The organism is Erythrobacter crassostreae (genome assembly GCF_019204045.1).
Taxonomy (GTDB): domain Bacteria; phylum Pseudomonadota; class Alphaproteobacteria; order Sphingomonadales; family Sphingomonadaceae; genus Erythrobacter; species Erythrobacter crassostreae.
Window position 1 is genome coordinate 761,055 of record NZ_JAGSPC010000001.1, and the last position, 15,683, is coordinate 776,737.

Annotated in this window: 15 protein-coding genes; 4 read left to right on the forward strand and 11 right to left on the reverse strand. The window is 57.9% G+C overall.

Annotated elements, in window-relative coordinates; all coding sequences use genetic code 11:
• Window positions 1-16: 16 nt before the first annotated feature.
• Entirely contained in the window at window positions 17-1,081 is a 1,065-nt protein-coding gene (queG, locus tag KCG46_RS03845; protein WP_218403997.1) for a tRNA epoxyqueuosine(34) reductase QueG, read from the forward strand.
• Here the strand turns inward: queG and KCG46_RS03850 are convergent.
• The 6 genes from KCG46_RS03850 to KCG46_RS03875 form a co-directional block, all read right to left on the reverse strand.
• Window positions 1,078-2,238 (reverse strand): CaiB/BaiF CoA transferase family protein, encoded by a 1,161-nt coding sequence (locus KCG46_RS03850; RefSeq protein WP_369410159.1) that lies wholly within the window; start codon window positions 2,236-2,238, stop codon window positions 1,078-1,080. The genes queG and KCG46_RS03850 overlap by 4 nt on opposite strands.
• 13 nt (window positions 2,239-2,251) lie before the next feature.
• Complete coding sequence (locus KCG46_RS03855; RefSeq protein ID WP_218403998.1) at window positions 2,252-3,502, reverse strand: NAD(P)/FAD-dependent oxidoreductase; 1,251 nt, start codon at window positions 3,500-3,502, stop codon at window positions 2,252-2,254.
• A gap of 72 nt (window positions 3,503-3,574) precedes the next feature.
• Window positions 3,575-8,284: an NAD-glutamate dehydrogenase domain-containing protein gene (locus tag KCG46_RS03860; RefSeq protein WP_218403999.1), complete on the reverse strand. Its 4,710-nt coding sequence runs from the start codon at window positions 8,282-8,284 to the stop codon at window positions 3,575-3,577.
• Window positions 8,285-8,381: 97 nt separating this feature from the next.
• Window positions 8,382-9,377, reverse strand: a complete 996-nt coding sequence (locus KCG46_RS03865) for an LLM class flavin-dependent oxidoreductase (protein ID WP_218404000.1) — start codon at window positions 9,375-9,377, stop codon at window positions 8,382-8,384.
• Window positions 9,374-10,219 carry a tetratricopeptide repeat protein gene (locus tag KCG46_RS03870; RefSeq protein WP_218404001.1) on the reverse strand — a complete coding sequence of 282 codons (846 nt, stop codon included), beginning with the start codon at window positions 10,217-10,219 and terminating at the stop codon, window positions 9,374-9,376. Before KCG46_RS03870 ends, KCG46_RS03865 begins: the two co-directional genes overlap by 4 nt.
• Window positions 10,220-10,237: 18 nt before the next feature.
• Window positions 10,238-10,969 carry an alpha/beta fold hydrolase gene (locus KCG46_RS03875; protein WP_218405285.1) on the reverse strand — a complete coding sequence of 244 codons (732 nt, stop codon included), beginning with the start codon at window positions 10,967-10,969 and terminating at the stop codon, window positions 10,238-10,240.
• A gap of 79 nt (window positions 10,970-11,048) precedes the next feature.
• Between KCG46_RS03875 and KCG46_RS03880 the strand changes: the two genes are divergently transcribed.
• The 3 genes from KCG46_RS03880 (at window position 11,049) to KCG46_RS03890 (ending at window position 13,612) form a co-directional block, all read left to right on the forward strand.
• A complete protein-coding gene (locus KCG46_RS03880) occupies window positions 11,049-12,713 on the forward strand; it encodes an alkaline phosphatase D family protein (RefSeq protein WP_218404002.1) in 1,665 nt (554 codons plus the stop codon).
• An 81-nt stretch (window positions 12,714-12,794) separates the two neighbouring features.
• Window positions 12,795-13,277 (forward strand): hypothetical protein, encoded by a 483-nt coding sequence (locus KCG46_RS03885; RefSeq protein WP_218404003.1) that lies wholly within the window; start codon window positions 12,795-12,797, stop codon window positions 13,275-13,277.
• A gap of 74 nt (window positions 13,278-13,351) precedes the next feature.
• Window positions 13,352-13,612 (forward strand): hypothetical protein, encoded by a 261-nt coding sequence (locus KCG46_RS03890; RefSeq protein WP_218404004.1) that lies wholly within the window; start codon window positions 13,352-13,354, stop codon window positions 13,610-13,612.
• A 61-nt stretch (window positions 13,613-13,673) separates the two neighbouring features.
• Here KCG46_RS03890 and KCG46_RS03895 read toward each other — a convergent pair whose 3' ends face one another.
• The 5 genes from KCG46_RS03895 to KCG46_RS03915 are packed head-to-tail and all read right to left on the reverse strand — an operon-like array spanning window position 13,674 to window position 15,661.
• Window positions 13,674-13,865 carry a helix-turn-helix transcriptional regulator gene (locus KCG46_RS03895; protein ID WP_218404005.1) on the reverse strand — a complete coding sequence of 64 codons (192 nt, stop codon included), beginning with the start codon at window positions 13,863-13,865 and terminating at the stop codon, window positions 13,674-13,676.
• A complete protein-coding gene (locus KCG46_RS03900; RefSeq protein ID WP_218404006.1) occupies window positions 13,862-14,254 on the reverse strand; it encodes a hypothetical protein in 393 nt (130 codons plus the stop codon). The genes KCG46_RS03895 and KCG46_RS03900 overlap by 4 nt, the downstream gene beginning before the upstream one ends.
• Window positions 14,255-14,259: 5 nt before the next feature.
• Entirely contained in the window at window positions 14,260-14,883 is a 624-nt protein-coding gene (locus KCG46_RS03905; protein ID WP_255551753.1) for a hypothetical protein, read from the reverse strand.
• Window positions 14,880-15,488 carry a hypothetical protein gene (locus tag KCG46_RS03910; protein ID WP_218404007.1) on the reverse strand — a complete coding sequence of 203 codons (609 nt, stop codon included), beginning with the start codon at window positions 15,486-15,488 and terminating at the stop codon, window positions 14,880-14,882. Before KCG46_RS03910 ends, KCG46_RS03905 begins: the two co-directional genes overlap by 4 nt.
• Window positions 15,485-15,661, reverse strand: a complete 177-nt coding sequence (locus tag KCG46_RS03915) for a hypothetical protein (RefSeq protein WP_218404008.1) — start codon at window positions 15,659-15,661, stop codon at window positions 15,485-15,487. Before KCG46_RS03915 ends, KCG46_RS03910 begins: the two co-directional genes overlap by 4 nt.
• Window positions 15,662-15,683: the final 22 nt, after the last annotated feature.

Sequence of the window (15,683 nt, forward strand, 5' to 3'; positions counted from 1 at the left end):
GGGAGCAACCCTAAGCGTGGTTAACAGTGCAGTTACCGATACCTCCGATGGCGCCCTTGTAAAGCGGCTTGAGGAAGAGGCGCGCGCGCTGGGTTTTGCGGCGTTTGGCGTGGCGAGTGCGGGCACCGATCCGCTGCGGGCAGAGCGGCTGGAGACGTGGCTTGGCGAAGGAAATCACGCTTCGATGGAGTGGATGGAGACGCGCCTGGAACATCGCCGCTCTCCGCAAGGGCTATGGCCAGATGCGCGCAGCGTGATCGCGCTGGGCATGAGTTATGCGCCCGCGAATGATCCGATGGCGCTGGAAGACGCGAAAAGCCACGCGCGTATTTCCGTCTATGCGCAGGGCAAAGATTATCATGATGTCGTCAAAAAGAAGCTGAAAGCGCTCGCCCGCTGGCTGGTCGCGGACAGACCCGATGCGCAAGTCAAAGTCTTCGTCGACACCGCGCCCGTCATGGAAAAACCGCTGGGCGCGGCGGCAGGCATCGGGTGGCAGGGCAAGCACACAAACCTTGTCAGCCCTGATCATGGCAGTTGGCTGTTTCTCGGCGCGATTTATACAACAATCGATTTGCCGCTGAGCGAACCGCAGCGCGATCAATGCGGGTCGTGTCGCGCCTGTCTGGATAGCTGCCCGACTGACGCGTTTCCGAGCGCTTACAAACTCGATGCGCGCCGCTGCATTTCCTATCTCACGATTGAGCATAAAGGGCCGGTAGCGGAGGAATTTCGCGAAGCCTTAGGCAACCGTATCTATGGCTGCGATGATTGCCTTGCCGTGTGCCCGTGGAACAAATTCGCCGACCAAGCGCACGCTATGCGCGAATTCCTGCCTCGGGCAGAACTCGTCGCACCGCGGCTTGGCGAGTTGCTGGCACTGGATGATGCGGGCTTCCGCTCTTTCTTTTCTGGCTCCCCAATCAAGCGGATCGGCCGAAACAGGTTTGTGCGAAACTGCCTGTATGCCGCTGGCAATAGCGGGGATGGCGCATTGCTCGCGCAGGTTGCCACGTTGAAAAACGATCCCGATCCAGTCGTGGCAGATGCTGCGGAATGGGCAGCGGCGCGGCTCGCTTAACCCTTGCCAAACTCGCTATCGTGTTCGCCCAGACGCGGAGCATTGCCAAGCGGGCCTGCCTCCCAATCGCTGAACGAGTTTGGATCGCGCATTTGGTACAGAGCGCCCTCGCTCGGGTGATCGGAGGCTTGGAAAAAGCCGGTCTCGCGCAAATGCGGGTCGTCGATCACATCGTTCAAGTCGGTCACAGCCATGCAGGGGATGTTGTGCTCGCGCAGGATGGTAAGCCATTCCGCTGTCGGCTTTGTCGGCGTTAGTGCGGCCATCCGCTGATATAATTCGGGCGCAGCGGCGATGATGCCTTGCGGCGTTTTGAATCGCTCTTCACCCGCCAATTCGGGATCGCCCAGCAGCGCCACGACCTTTGGAAATTGCGGCAGGGTGTAAGGCACGATGCTGATCCAGCCATCCTGCGTCATCATCGGCTGGCGGTCCGGATCGACCTGACGCGCATAGGCTGCATCGCCATTGGGCGGATCGAATGTTTTCGCGTCGAGATGCTCTTTCAGCATGAAGCTGGCGAAGGCTTCGAACATAGGCACCTCGACATGCTGGCCCTTGCCTGTCCGCAGCCGGTGGGTGATCGCGGCGAGCGTGGCATAGGCAGCGTGGAGCCCGGCAACTTTGTCCGCGATTAGCGAGGGGAGATAGCGCGGGCGATTGTTCCCATCGGCCCGCGGCAGCAGCGATGTCGTGCCCGTCGCGGCTTGGATTACATCGTCATAGGCCTGCAATCCGGCATAGGGTCCGCCCGATCCAAAGCCGACGCAGTGGACATAGATGATGTTTGGGTTGATCGCCTTGATAGCATCATAGTCAAAGCCGAGCCGGGCAATCGCGGCCTCGCGCACATTGTGCACGAACACGTCTGCAGTGCTTAGCAGCCCGCGCAGAATCTCTGCATCTTCTGTATTTTTCAGATCAAGGACGAGGGATTTCTTGCCCCGGTTCAGCGCGATAAAGCCCGGGCCCATTCCCGATGTCTTGGCCGGCTTTGCCCCGTGCCGATACGCATCGCCGCCGGGCCCTTCGATCTTGATAACGTCCGCACCGTAATCCGATAGGATCTGCGTGGCGTAGGGGCCGAATACGACGCTGGTCAGGTCGATAACCGTCATGCCTTCCAGCATCGGCCTTCCGTCATTCGCAGTGATCACGTGGGCCGTTCCTTTACGGCATTTCCTTCAAGGGAATGTCCGGATCGGCCAGCAACGCGCGATCCACTTTATCGAGGCCCGCTTCGAGCATCTTTCGCCCTTGGACGTAATCCTTCATCGCATTCACACAGTCGAACGCAATTGGCTTGCCCTCTTTCAGGTACACGACTGTGAACTTGCGCGTATCGGGATCGCCGCGCAGCACGGTTTCATCGAAATCCAGACTGAGGCCGGCGGTTTGCAATTTGAGGTTATACTGGTTTGACCAGAACCATGGCAGGGCGTTGTATTCCTGTTTGTCGCCCATGATCGCTTTTGCGACGGTGTTCGCCATATCGTGAGCGTTTTGTACCGACTCCAGCCGGATCACCGCGCTGTCAGCGTAGGGGTTGGCATGCGCTGCGCAGTCTCCAATCGCATAAATGTCATCCAAAGTAGTGCGGCAGCAGAAATCGACATCCACACCGCTTGATCCCGCGGCGCCTGCTGCGATCAGAGGCGCCACAGCCGGAACAATGCCAATACCGACCACAACCATTTCGCAATCGACTGTCTCGCCATTGTCGAGCAGCACTCCGCTTACTTTGCCATCCTCACCGATAATCTCTGTCACGCCGGTCTCCAACCGGACATCGACACCTTGCCTGCGGTGTTCGGCTTCGTAAAAGCGGGAAAGGTCTTCACCCGCCACACGGGCAAGCACCCGCGGCAGCATCTCAAGCAATGTGACCTTGCAGCCAAGCTTGCGGAGCACGGCGGCCGCTTCCAGCCCGATATAGCCGCCACCGATCACCACGGCGCGCTTTGATCCTGCTTCGAGAGCGGCCATCATGCCATCGGCATCACGTTTGTCGCGGACGTAGAAAACCTGTTTGAGATTGGCACCCGGGCAACCAAGGCGTCGCGGATCACCACCCCCCGACCAGATCAGCTTGCGATAACCAATTGTCGAGCGGTTCGACAAAGTGAGGCTGTGCGCCACCGGGTCAATATCGGTGACGCCGCTGCCCAGTAACAGGTCGATATTCTTGTCGGCCCAAAATTTCTCGGGCCGGATCATGATCCGCTCGAAACCCTTGTCGCCGGCAAGGTATTCTTTGGACAAGGGTGGCCGTTCATACGGAGGCATGCTGTCGCGCCCGATCATTAGGATCGAGCCTTCATGACCCTGCTGGCGCAAAGCAATCGCAGCCTGCGCGCCGCCATGGCCAGTACCGACAATCACCACATCTGCGTGGTCCGGAGCATTTCCCTCTCGCGTCATGCGCAGATGGGTCGCCGCAAATCGCCTATTCGTCAAGCCGTGAAAGTGTCAGCACTGATCAATTGCCTGGAATTAGCGTTCAAGCAGATTGCGGGCCTGACTGGCGATCTGTGCAAGCACTGCTGGGGCCACAGGCGGACGAGCCTGCGCCCGGGCGATCATGGAGCGGAACTGAGAGACCGCCGCGGCATTGCGCGCGGCCCAATCAGCAATTGCGCCCTGCGGATCGTCTTTACCGCCCTTGCGGCGCATCAAACGTCGCAAGAATTCCAGCCGCATATGCTGGAAGTCGCGCGCCAGTCCGTCGACCAACAGACGCTCCCAAATGTCGGATGGAGACATATGCGCGGCGGTGCCTTGCGCCCAATCAAGCCCGATCCGTTCGCCGATATCGGTAAAGGCGTGCGTGAGTTCCTTTGGATCAATCTCTGTCTTGAGTGCCAGCTGCGCCAATCCGATCGAACCGTCATAGTCGAACAGGTTGGAAACCTTCAGCGCCAGCGCATCCGGACAGCCGCTGTCGATGAAGTAACGGCGCAATTCTTCGGAGCGCACACGCGTTTCATCAGAAAGCAGCTCTGTGCGCGCCTTGGTAAGGATGTCGACGCAGTCTCTGAGCGTCGCAACCAGTTCTCCGGCTTGGACCTGTCCGGCGGCGGTGCGCAGCACATCCGACATCAGATTGCCAACCGCTGCTGCTGCCCGGTCAAACAGGACAAGCCGCGCAGCCTCGCTCATTTTCGCGGTCTCGAGCTCTTCCCATAAAGTGCCAAGGTCATAGAGACGTTCGACCACAACGAATGCGGCGGCAACGTCGGACAAGCCAACGCCTTCTTCCTCAGCCAGTTCGAAAGCGTGAACCAGCCCGAGACGGTTGACGATACGGTTGGATAAATCGGTCGCAACCAATTCGCGGCGAAGCCGGTGATCTTTGATCTGCGCGGTAAAACTTTTGCGCATCGGCTCCGGGAAGAGCGCAATGAGTGAATCCTCTAACATCGGATCATCGGGCAGGCCGCTTGCTTCAATCGCATCCTGCAGTGCCAATTTAGAAGATGAAAGCAGCACGGCGAGCTCTGGCCGTGTAAGGCCCTTGCCGTCGGCAGCGCGGCGAGCGAACGCCTCTCCGTCAGCCAGCCCTTCAGTCCGGCGATCCAGATCACCGATTTCCTCAAGTTGTTCGATCAGACGGATATACGATGCGGTCGCCTCTGCGCCTGCTGCTTCGGCAACGGAAATGGCGAGCGCCTGAAGACGGTTATCTTCGAGCACGATATCGGCCACTTCGTCGGTCATCTTGGCCAGCAGGTTGTTGCGCTTCTTCTCTGTCAGCGTGCCTTCGCGGGCCGCCGCCGCCAATGCGATCTTGATGTTCACTTCATTGTCCGAACAATCGACACCAGCCGAATTGTCGATGAAATCGGTGTTGATACGTCCGCCATTCATGGAAAACGCGATGCGTCCAGCTTGCGTAATGCCGAGGTTTGCGCCTTCGCCGATGACTTTGGTGCGCAGCTCCGCCGCGTCGATCCGCAGCGCATCATTGGCTGGATCGCCAACCGCCAGGTGGCTTTCCTGTTCGGCTTTGATGTAAGTGCCAATACCGCCAAACCAGATCAGATCCAGCTCCGCCTTCAGGATGGCACTTACCAGTGCATCCGGTTCGATTTCCTTCTCTTCGATCCCCAGCATCTCGCGCGCTTTCTTAGAAAGCTTGATGCGTTTGAGGTCGCGGGAATAGACGCCGCCCCCTTTTGAAATGAGATCAGCCTTGTAGTCCTCCCAGCTTGAGCGGGGTAGGTCATACAGCCGTTTGCGCTCTTTCCAGCTGGTTGCCGGATCGGGATCGGGATCAATGAAAATGTGACGGTGGTCGAATGCGGCCACCAGCTTGATCGCTTTGGAAAGCAGCATGCCATTCCCGAAGACGTCGCCCGACATATCCCCGCAACCGGCGACGCTGACGCTGTCCTTCTGAACATCGATCCCCATTTCGAGGAAGTGCCGCTGGACAGAGACCCACGCGCCGCGCGCTGTGATGCCCATGGCCTTGTGGTCGTATCCGTTTGAACCACCACTTGCGAAAGCATCATCTAACCAGAAATCGCGGCTTTCCGCGATGCCGTTTGCGACGTCGGAGAAACGCGCAGTGCCTTTATCGGCGGCAACCACGAAATAGGGGTCTTCGCCATCGTGGATCGCGACTTTTTCAGGATGGACGACTGTACCATCAACGATATTGTCAGTGACCGAAAGCAGCGTGCGGATGAAGACTTCATAGCTTGCCTGGCCCTCGGCTGCCCATCCTTCGCGATCAAGCGCGGGTGAGGGCAGTTGTTTCGGATAGAAGCCGCCTTTTGCTCCAGTCGGCACGATCACGGCGTTTTTGACCCGCTGCGCCTTCATCAGGCCGAGAATTTCAGTGCGGAAGTCATCGCGACGGTCGGACCAGCGAAGCCCGCCGCGCGCAATTGCGCCGGAACGCAAGTGAATGCCTTCTACCCGCCGCGAATAGACGAAAATTTCGCGCCACGGCACAGGCTTTGGCAGGTTCGGCACGAGATCAGAATCAATCTTGAACGCGAGAGCTTCAGCAGCTGCCGGTGCAAAGGCATTGGTGCGCAAAACCGCATCAATCACCGCACGGTAGAGTCGTAAAAGACGATCATCATTGATGGCGGCTACTTTGGACAATCCGCGATCATAGGCTGAGATTGCTCCCTTAACGGCTTCGTCCCGTGCGCCTGCAAATTCAGGGTGATGCTTTGCGACGAACAGATCGATCATGGCGCGTGTCACATCGGGCGCGCGGCCCAACGCATCGACGACGGTGTAGATCGTGAAGCTCATGCCGGTCTGGCGCAGATAGCGATAGATGGCGCGCAGCCACTCTGTTTCTTGCGCGGCAAGGCCGGTGCTTACTACCAGTCGGTTGAACGGATCGTCTTCGGCTCCGCCGTTCAACACTTCGGCAATGGCTGCTTCAATTGCGCCCGCACGTTCAAGCAGCTGAGCTGCGACATCGCCCTCTGGCAGATCAACGGTGAATTCGTGGATCGTGCCAAGCGCGCCTTCCTCGAGCGCAATCGGTATCTCTTTGATGACGCGGAAGCCGAAATTTTCGAGCGCAGGCACCGCGTCGGAAAGGGGCAATGCACCTTGCTGCTGATAAACTTTTAAACGTAGGCGGTGCGCAGGGTCTTTGCCGATGCAATAGAGCCGTACGCCGCGTTCGTGATCATGGTCGCTCGTCAAGCCGCGCAGACCGATAATGTCGCGCGCAGCCTCTGCCGCATCATAGCGCCCGCGATAATTCATTGGCATCGCATCGGCATAACGCGAGGCAAGCGCCGCGGCGCGCGATGGATCCATGCCGTCCGCAAGATTTTTCTCTACCGCTTCGCCCCAGCCGCGCAGCATATCCTGAAACATCGGCTCCAGCTTTGCTTCATCAGGGATTTGCTTCGCATCGCGGATGTCGATCACGAATTGCAGCATTGCGAGAGTTCCGCCTTCAACCTCAAGGCTCCAATCCAGCACTGCGGTGCCTTCGTGACGGGTGAACATGTCTTCGATTTGCAAGCGCACCTGGGTCGAAACTGTGTCGCGCGGCTGCCAGACAAATGCATAGATGTGCCGCTCAAGTCGTGATGTGACCAGAGCGAGGCGCGGGCGCGGACGATCAACAAGGCCCATCATCGTGGTCGCGAGCCGCGCAATGGAATCCTGCGTGAACCCGATCAAAAGATCATTCGGCAGCGCCGTAAATGCATGGATTAAAGCTTTGCCCGCATGCCCGCCCGCTGCGAAGCCCAACTTTTGAGCGATTGCTTCAAGGTCGGTTCTCAAAACCGGAACTTGTGTCGGAGGCGTAGCGACTGCGGCGCTGGTCCAGATGCCTGCATGGATGGAAAGCGTGTGAACCTTACCGTTCTTCGCGTCGCGCAGTCCTACGATGAAGAGATCGAGCGGAATGCGCCGATGGACGTGAGAAAGGCGGTTGGCTTTGATAACCAACAAATCGTGCCGGTCATTGCGTGCGTCACAATCATCGAACCAGTCGAATGCGCGTTCTATTGAGGGTTCAGCCAGAATATCCCGTGTGCTCTTGCGGCAAATGCCGCGCGCGTCGGTTTGCTTGCCATCGCGGGTGCGTTTCACATGACCCAGCTGAGTCAGTAGTCCGGAATTCAGCCATTCAACCAGCTCGCGCGATTCGGAGTCTGCGATTTGCTCCGCATCTTCCGCCATGATGGCCTGCATCTTCGGCCAATCGGTTACCGCTGCACGCACATCTCCCAATGTTACGCGTAAAGCCTGTTCCAGCTCTCGGCGATGGCGGGCATCAACGCGCGGTGTTTCGATATAGATCAGGGATTCCGCAGGCAGATCATCGCTCTTGCTTCCGCTCAGCCGGATCAATTCACCAGTTTCGCTGCGTTCAGCACCCAGTACGGGGTGAACAAGCCTGTCAATGCTAAGCGATTGCGCGGCAATGGTGGCTGCAATCGAGTCCACCAGAAACGGCATATCATCATTGATGATCGCGATGCGCATCTTGCGCCGCTCGCCACTAGCGGATTCAAGCCGGAGCGATGATCGTTGAGGCTCGCGCTGCGCGGCGGCACCCAGGACAAATTCTGCCGCCTCGTCCAACAGCTCACCTTCGAGCGGTGTGTCGCCCGGCAATATGGACGCTTTGAGATGTTTTTTGAGTGAGCTTTTCAGGGCCTTGTTGGCCACTGTTTGCTTGGCGGATTTCTCCGTCGGCTTTGACACCATGATCCTGCTCCGAGCAATAATGTTATGCTGGTTTGTTTTATCGTTTCCGCAATACTCGCTTTTACCCGTGAGGTGCAAGCATGTTAATCAGGTGCGACTACGCATTCACACGTGCGCGGCAGGCCTCGATCGTCAGTTCTAATGAGCGGATACGATCATCGGGATCAAAGGTTGATCCGCATAGGATGATTTCGTCTGTTTGGGTGCGATCGGCAAAGGCTGCGATCTGTTGGCGGACAGTTTCAGGCGTTCCGACCGCTGCGGCCTGACCCAAGTGATCCAGCATTGCGCGCTGCGGAGTGGGAAGCGTGTCAGCGTATCCCTCGACTGGCGGTTTTAGCTTGCCCGGTGAGCCCGTTCGCAAAGCGACAAATGCCTGCTGCTGGCTGGAGGCCATGGTCTCTGCCGCTGGAGCACTTTCGGCCGCAAACACATTCATCGCGACCGCCACATAAGGCTTGTCCAGCGCCTCAGACGGTTCAAAACTGCGCCTGTAGGCGTTGAGCGCTTCGTCAAGATGATCGGGCGCGAAGTGGGCGGCGAATGCGTATGGCATGCCAAGCTTGGCCGCCAGCTGCGCGCCGAACAGGCTGGAGCCCAGCATCCACAAATCAATGTTTGCGCCGAAGCCTGGAGTGGCCTTGATCGCCAGATCGACATCACCGGTTAGTAGCGCGCGCAGTTCCACCACATCTTGCGGAAAATATTCGGATGCTTGGTGCAGGTTCTTGCGAAGGGCGCGCTGCAATTCCGGCTCTGCACCGGGCGCACGGCCCAAACCCAGATCGATCCGGCCCGGAAACAGCGCGTCAAGCGTGCCGAACTGTTCAGCAATCTGGAAAGGCGTGTGATTGGGCAGCATGATCCCGCCCGATCCGATGCGAATGGTTTTGGTCGCATTGCCGATATGCGCAAGCACGACCGATGTCGCGCCTCCGGCGATACCTTCCATTGCGTGATGTTCGGCGATCCAGAAGCGCGTGCAACCGAGCCTTTCGGCTGTCTTTGCCAGCGCAACGCTTGCCTCGAATGCTTCGCCCAATGTGCCGCCTTCGCGGACAGGGACAAGATCGAGGACAGAGAATTGGGTCATGGCGTGAGCGAAGTATCGGGTGCGGGGCCGATTTGCGCAAGGTATCCCTTGGCCGTTTGTGCTGCCGGACTATCGGGCTGCGCATCGATGACCGATTGCCAGCTTTGCCGCGCCGCATCCTCGCGGCCTGAAAGAACGGCGATCACTCCGGCTTCTAACGCGATTTGACCATTTATCGGAGCGAGATCGGCGGCGCGTTCGATCGCCGCCTGCGCATCTGCCAATCGGTCCAACCGCCGCAACAGCGTGGCTTTATAAAGCCAGCCATCGACCATCTCGGGTTCCAGCTGGTTTGCCGAGTTAAGCGCGCTGAGCGCCTTTTCACCCTGGCCCAAAGCAACCAGTGCGCGCGCCAGATCAATCGCAGCGAGCGCTTCCAGTGTTGCCGATGCGGCTGTTCCTGCATCCTTCCGCGCCGTCGTCAGCAGCGCGAGAGCAGTCTCGGCATCACCGCCTGCAAGAGCAGCATTGCCTGCCATCGTGCCGAAGCGGGCGCGGGTGCTGTTTTCATCGTCAGGCGTCTCGTCACGCGCTGCGAGGAAAGCGGTTTTCGCATCATCCCATAGGCGCAGTTCGGTCGATGCAAGACCAAGGCAATGATTCGCGATGACCCTGTCCGCTCCAGTGCTTTCCGTGCGTTTGATCTGCGCTTTCGAATGGGCCCGTGCAGGATCCTCATCCAGTTGGTCGAGGCATTCCGAAAGCCATGCGCTGGTCGGGTTGGTTGGCGCCTCAATCGTGTTGGAGCGGGGTGGCCGGTGGATTAAATCGTCCGGCAGATTGGGCATCGCGCCGGTGTTGCCGGAAGCGGATTGGAGGATAATGGCAAGAAGCAGTGACATGGTTTTGCGGGTTTTCCGTCAATAAAAGCTGGAAACGACCGTCTTGAGCAGCGCGATATCAGACGCGCGCGAAAGGCGGTGATCGCCGTCCTTTATCAGCGTCACCTGTACCGCATCCGAACGCAGCGCCTCGGCAAGCTTCAGGCTGATCTCAAACGGAACATCTGTGTCGCGCTGGCCATGCAAAAGCCGTACGGGGCAATCAATCGCAACCGTGCGATCCAGCCGGATCAGACCTTCGGCGTCGGTATAGAAGCCCGGATGGGTGGGTGTCGGTTCGGGACCATAGGGGTTTTCCTCATAGACAATCTCGCCGCCGGCCAAGGTGGCGCGTTGCTCGTCGCTATAGCCCCAACGGATGAAATCTGGGGCTGCGGCAATCCCGATGACGCCCGCAAGTCGGTCGCCTAGAGCTTCGGCAACCAGCAGCATCAGCCATCCTCCCATCGAAGAACCGATCAGCAGGACCGGGCCATCCGTGTAAGCTGCGATCAATTCGAGCACTTCCTCACGCCACCGCGACAAAGTCCCATCGGCGAAATCGCCCGAACTCTCTCCACAGCCTGAATAATCGAGTAGCAAGCAAGCACGTCCCTGCGCCTCAGCTTCTGCGAACAAAGATGTCGCCTTGCCCCCATCCATGTCGGACATATAGCCGGGCAGAAACACCAGCGCGGGGCCTGTTCCTTTGGTCAACCGATACGCGATTTTACGCTGCTCAGGCATTTCATGAAATTGCACATTTGACATGGTAGCCATCATGCCCGCACCTGTGCGCCGCGCGCAAGCCTGCATTGGTGGCGAAGCGTACTCTGGGGAGAGGATAGCCATGATGAAGACCGACGTTGCTGAAATGCCAGCCCGCGCAAAAACCGATATCTCGCGACGCAATCTGTTCGCCCTTGCAGGAGCCTCTGCGGCTGTTGCTGCGACACCGGTATCGGCGCGCACTTTCGGCACCGGCTTCACACACGGCGTCGCGAGCGGGGAACCGCATTCGGACAGTGTGCTGCTGTGGACGCGCTATGTCGGAGAAATCGACACGCTCACATGGGTGATGTCCAAAAACTTCGATCTCAGTAAGCCCGCCGCCGAAGGGTATGCCTCCGTCCTTGAAGTACGCGATTACTGTGTCAAAACCATCGTGAAAGTCGGACTAGAGCCGGACACTTGGTACTATTTTCAGTTCACGGCCCCTGATGGGACGAAGTCCGACATTGGCCGCACGCGAACGCTGCCTGATATGCCGACGCCCAGTTTCAAGCTTGCTGTCTTCTCATGCTCCAATTTCGGGTTTGGCTATTTCAACGCATACGCTCATGCAGCCGAAGCAAATGACTGTGATCTCGCGCTCCATCTGGGCGATTACATCTACGAATATGGTGCGGGCACCTATCCCTCGCCTGGTCAGGCGGTGGCAGAGCGCGTGCTTGCGCCTGAAACAGAGATAGTCGCGCTGGCGGATTATAGGCTTCGCTATGCAACATATCGCGCCGATCCCGATCTGAGGCGTCTGCATCAGGTGATGCCGATGATCGCTATCTGGGACGATCACGAAAGCGCCAATGACAGTTGGAAAGACGGCGCGCAGAACCATCAATCTGACGCAGAAGGCGAATGGGCAGTGCGCAAGGCGGTGGCCAAACGCGTTTACCGCGAATGGATGCCGGTATCGGACGAGCCTTACGCTTCCTACGACATCGGCGATCTGGCGACCCTGTTCCGGCTGGATACGCGGCTGGAGGGGCGCGATGAGCAATTCTCGCTTCGCAAAATTATCGAAGGGCAAGAGAATCCGGAGGCTATGGTCGCGGCGCTGACAAAGTTCCGCGAGGGCGAATGGGCCGATCCTGAGCGACAATTGATGGGCGCGGTTCAGGAGCAATGGCTGGCCGATGGTTTGAAGAAATCAAAATCGCGCGGGGCGACGTGGCAGGTGCTGGTCCAGCAAGTACTGATGGGAAAGCTGTCCGCAGCGCCCGATTTGCTCGATCTTCTGGGGGAAGGAATTCCACCTTTTGTGCGCAACCGCGTCGCCGCGTCGGCAATGGCCAGCAAAGCGGGTTTGCCGCTGAATATGGATGCGTGGGACGGATACCCAGCAGCACGCGACCGCGTGTTTGAAACCGCACTGGAAGCCGATGCGAACCTACTGGTGCTTGCGGGCGACACTCACAACGGATGGGCATTCGAGCTCGGTCATGAGAGCGAGAAAGTCGGTGTTGAACTTGGCGTGTGCTCGGTCAGTTCGCCGGGGTTCGAGACATATCTGCCCGTGGTTGCGCCGGACAAAATGGCCGAGCTTGTGGTGCGCGCCAATGACGAGCTCAAATGGGCTGACACATCTCAGCGCGGCTATATGGCCGTTGAACTGACGCAAGATAAAGCAATCACTGAATACCGCTTTATGGCAGGCATCAAAACGCGCTCGACCCGCCTCGCGGGGACGAAGCGGCTGAGCATGGAGGTCGGATCGAATGCGTTTTCAGTTTAGCGCCTTCTTGTTTGCGCGAGCAAAAGTGCTGTGAGATCTCCGTTTTCAAGACTGTTTGGGCGTTTCAAAACCAGTCAGATAATGCCGAGCGAAACTTCGGCAGATTTGCTCGAGAAATTTGCTCAAGACCGAAGCAGTGGAGGCATATTGTCTACGCTCGAGCCAGCGTCATCTGACGCAGTCCGGAAAATCCTGAACGAATTCCCGGGCATTTCCGAACAGTATCTTGATTTTATCACTGTTATCGGTGTGGGCGCAACGCGCGATGAAGAGTTCTACATTCTTGAGCCAGAAAGCGCTCGAGAATATGTCGATCATCAGAGCTTTCAGATCTACAATTCGCCTTCCTCGAAAGCACTTTTCAGTTCGTCTCGGCCTCCACAAAAAATCCCAGAGAACCTTGTCGGGGTCGTAAGTACAGGTGGCAGCTGGCGTTACTGCGTGAGGCATGGCCAAGGTGACGCGGTTTTCTGTCTGAGCTTTTCCGATTCTCAGATTGATGAAGAGGCAGCAGACTTTTTCAGCTTTGTGAATGATTTGTTGGCCAACGTCGACGAAGGCTGATCGCGGCTTTTGTGCGAGGTATTTTTCGGAACCCCGCTGCCTTTTGCGCATTGATTTGGCAAAAGGAGATTGAAATGCTTGGTAAAATTATCGGAGCCGCAGTTGGCGGCAGTGTCGCGAAACAGTCGAAAAGCATCGGCGGAACAACCGGAGCCGTTATCGGCGCAGCCGTTCCATTTGTGCTCAGCCGTATGAGCCTCCCAGCAATGGTCGCGCTAGGGGTGGGCGGATATGTAGCGAAGAAATATTTCGGCAAATCGGAAGAAACGCTGCCGAAACCGACGAATAACAAAACAGGGTCTGTTGCCAGCGTACCGCAGCCTGCGACTGCATAAATCAACCCAACCCGCAGAGAATTGACGAAGGGCGGCGCTCAAAGCGCCGCCCTTTTTTGTTTCAGTCGCGGCTAAAAATTTCCTCGATTGGCAATTCGAAGGTTTCGGAGATCGTGAAGGCCAGCGGCAGGGACGGGTCATAGCGGCCCTTTTCAATCGCGTTCACGCTCTGGCGGCTTACGCCCAGGCGGTCGGCGAGGTCTTGCTGGGACCAGTCACGCTCTGCGCGAAGCACTTTGAGGCGATTGTTCATCGGGCAACCCCTTTGAAACGGAACCAGTAATAACTGATCGCCCAGCCAAAAGTCAGAATGCCGATGATATTGTCGCTGGCCAGTTCAGGAAGACCAAATACCTTTTCACCGATCACCCAGCAAAGATTCACAAGCATGGTCGCGGCGAAGCCGACAAGCGCGGCATTGGCCATGATTTGGAATGCATATTCCTCGCTGCACCGGCGGTCGATTGCCGATGCGGCGGCGACAGCCACATTGAATAGCAGGCCCAGTCCGCCGAGAATGAGTCCCTTGGCCCAAGGGGTCAAAGCCACCACCGCTTCGCGCGGTGCGTCGGCTTCGGCAATCATAACAAGCGATGCGAGCAGCGGTAATGCTATGAACCAGTCGAGTCTCTCGATGTTCATTTTCATCACACCGCACCCCACGTACCGTACTGGATGCGGTTCGCCACCGCTCCCACTCCGAGGCCAAAGAACCAGATAATCGCATACCAATACGCATCGGCATGCACGACCAGATCGGCACTTTCGAGGTAGCCCCAAACGGATGCCGCGCTAAGCGAAAGAGCCGAGGCGATCAGCGTTTGACGCACAGTCAGCATCCTCAGAAACTCGTCTTCTTCCTCGACAATCAAACGCCCTACGGCCCAGAAAATGCCGCAGACTGCGAGGCCGGGAAGGACCGCCAGAATGTATTGCGCGACCAGAGGCACTTCGACTTCATCTTTCAGGAACGTCATCAGCGCGAAAGTCATCAAGTAAAGCGACGTCGAGATCGCCACCCGCTTTATATAGCGCTGCTGCGCGGTGCTTTTCGCAACGCAATTGTCGTCCATTGGCTGATTTTGAGCCGCTTTGTAGACCGCGATCATCAGGCTGGCGGGTGCGACCAACAAGATCATGATTGCGCCCTTGTTCTCAACCGCGCCGCTGATCGCGAGCACCGCAACGGCAATGGTGCTGATGAACATCATGCCCATCCAGAACAGAGGGCCGCGGCCCAAAAAGCCGTTCTTTGCGGTTTGCGCCATCATGATGGTTCTCCTGCACGTGTGTCTTGGCGGGCTAGAATGCCTTGGCCGATTGCAAGGCCCATTGCCCAGGCGGGCACGACCCACCAGGCGAAGATGTTCGGCACGAGACCAAAGGTTTCGAGAAAGCCCCAGATGGTGCCTAGGCACAGGACAATGCCAAGACCGATCAACGATGCGAGGCTGGCGCGGTGGCGCAGATATTCGTCGGTCTCGTCCAGCAAATAGCGGAACATGGCCCAGATCATGCCGAGCGCCGGTACGGTGGGCAGAAGCGTTACCGCGTAAAGAAGCGGTGATCCTGCGGGCAGTTGACCATGCAACCAGATCGCGATCATCAGGCCAATGACATACGCAAAGCTCGCCGCCATCATCCGCATTGTATAGCGCGCGATGGCAGGGCTGCCGGTGACGGCGGGAAGGTCATTGTTTTTGATCGTGCGGATCATTTGGATCATAAGGAATGCCGGAACCACAAGCAGCGCCCCGGCCCAACCCCACGGCAACACACCCGCAAATGCCAGTGCGATGATTGGTGCGCCCAATCCGGTTGCCAGACCAAACCAGGGGCCGGGCGATTGCCATAGATTTTGCATGTGGGCGGTCATTGCAGGCATCCTCTTACGCAGGGCGAGTCCGCTTGAAGCGAGCCCCATGCTGCACCGCTAAGGCCCGAAACGATGCCGAAGCTGGCGGCGTTGTTAAGACCATAAGATACGCAGATCAGCGCAGCGGCAATAATGATGGCCGCCCAGATCAAAGCTTGTGTGTTGCGTGTCATTAGGAAAGCTCCCTTTCTGTTA

Excerpts from the sequence above, each read along its gene's own strand:
- KCG46_RS03855 (WP_218403998.1), bottom strand. The coding sequence starts at position 3,502 with ATGACGCGAGAGGGAAATGCTCCGGACCACGCAGATGTGGTGATTGTC.
- KCG46_RS03860 (WP_218403999.1), bottom strand. The coding sequence starts at position 8,284 with ATGGTGTCAAAGCCGACGGAGAAATCCGCCAAGCAAACAGTGGCCAAC.
- KCG46_RS03865 (WP_218404000.1), bottom strand. The coding sequence starts at position 9,377 with ATGACCCAATTCTCTGTCCTCGATCTTGTCCCTGTCCGCGAAGGCGGC.
- KCG46_RS03870 (WP_218404001.1), bottom strand. The coding sequence starts at position 10,219 with ATGTCACTGCTTCTTGCCATTATCCTCCAATCCGCTTCCGGCAACACC.
- KCG46_RS03875 (WP_218405285.1), bottom strand. The coding sequence starts at position 10,969 with ATGTCAAATGTGCAATTTCATGAAATGCCTGAGCAGCGTAAAATCGCG.
- KCG46_RS03880 (WP_218404002.1), top strand. The coding sequence starts at position 11,049 with ATGATGAAGACCGACGTTGCTGAAATGCCAGCCCGCGCAAAAACCGAT.
- KCG46_RS03885 (WP_218404003.1), top strand. The coding sequence starts at position 12,795 with ATGCCGAGCGAAACTTCGGCAGATTTGCTCGAGAAATTTGCTCAAGAC.
- KCG46_RS03890 (WP_218404004.1), top strand. The coding sequence starts at position 13,352 with ATGCTTGGTAAAATTATCGGAGCCGCAGTTGGCGGCAGTGTCGCGAAA.
- KCG46_RS03895 (WP_218404005.1), bottom strand. The coding sequence starts at position 13,865 with ATGAACAATCGCCTCAAAGTGCTTCGCGCAGAGCGTGACTGGTCCCAG.
- KCG46_RS03900 (WP_218404006.1), bottom strand. The coding sequence starts at position 14,254 with ATGAACATCGAGAGACTCGACTGGTTCATAGCATTACCGCTGCTCGCA.
- KCG46_RS03905 (WP_255551753.1), bottom strand. The coding sequence starts at position 14,883 with ATGATGGCGCAAACCGCAAAGAACGGCTTTTTGGGCCGCGGCCCTCTG.
- KCG46_RS03910 (WP_218404007.1), bottom strand. The coding sequence starts at position 15,488 with ATGACCGCCCACATGCAAAATCTATGGCAATCGCCCGGCCCCTGGTTT.
- KCG46_RS03915 (WP_218404008.1), bottom strand. The coding sequence starts at position 15,661 with ATGACACGCAACACACAAGCTTTGATCTGGGCGGCCATCATTATTGCC.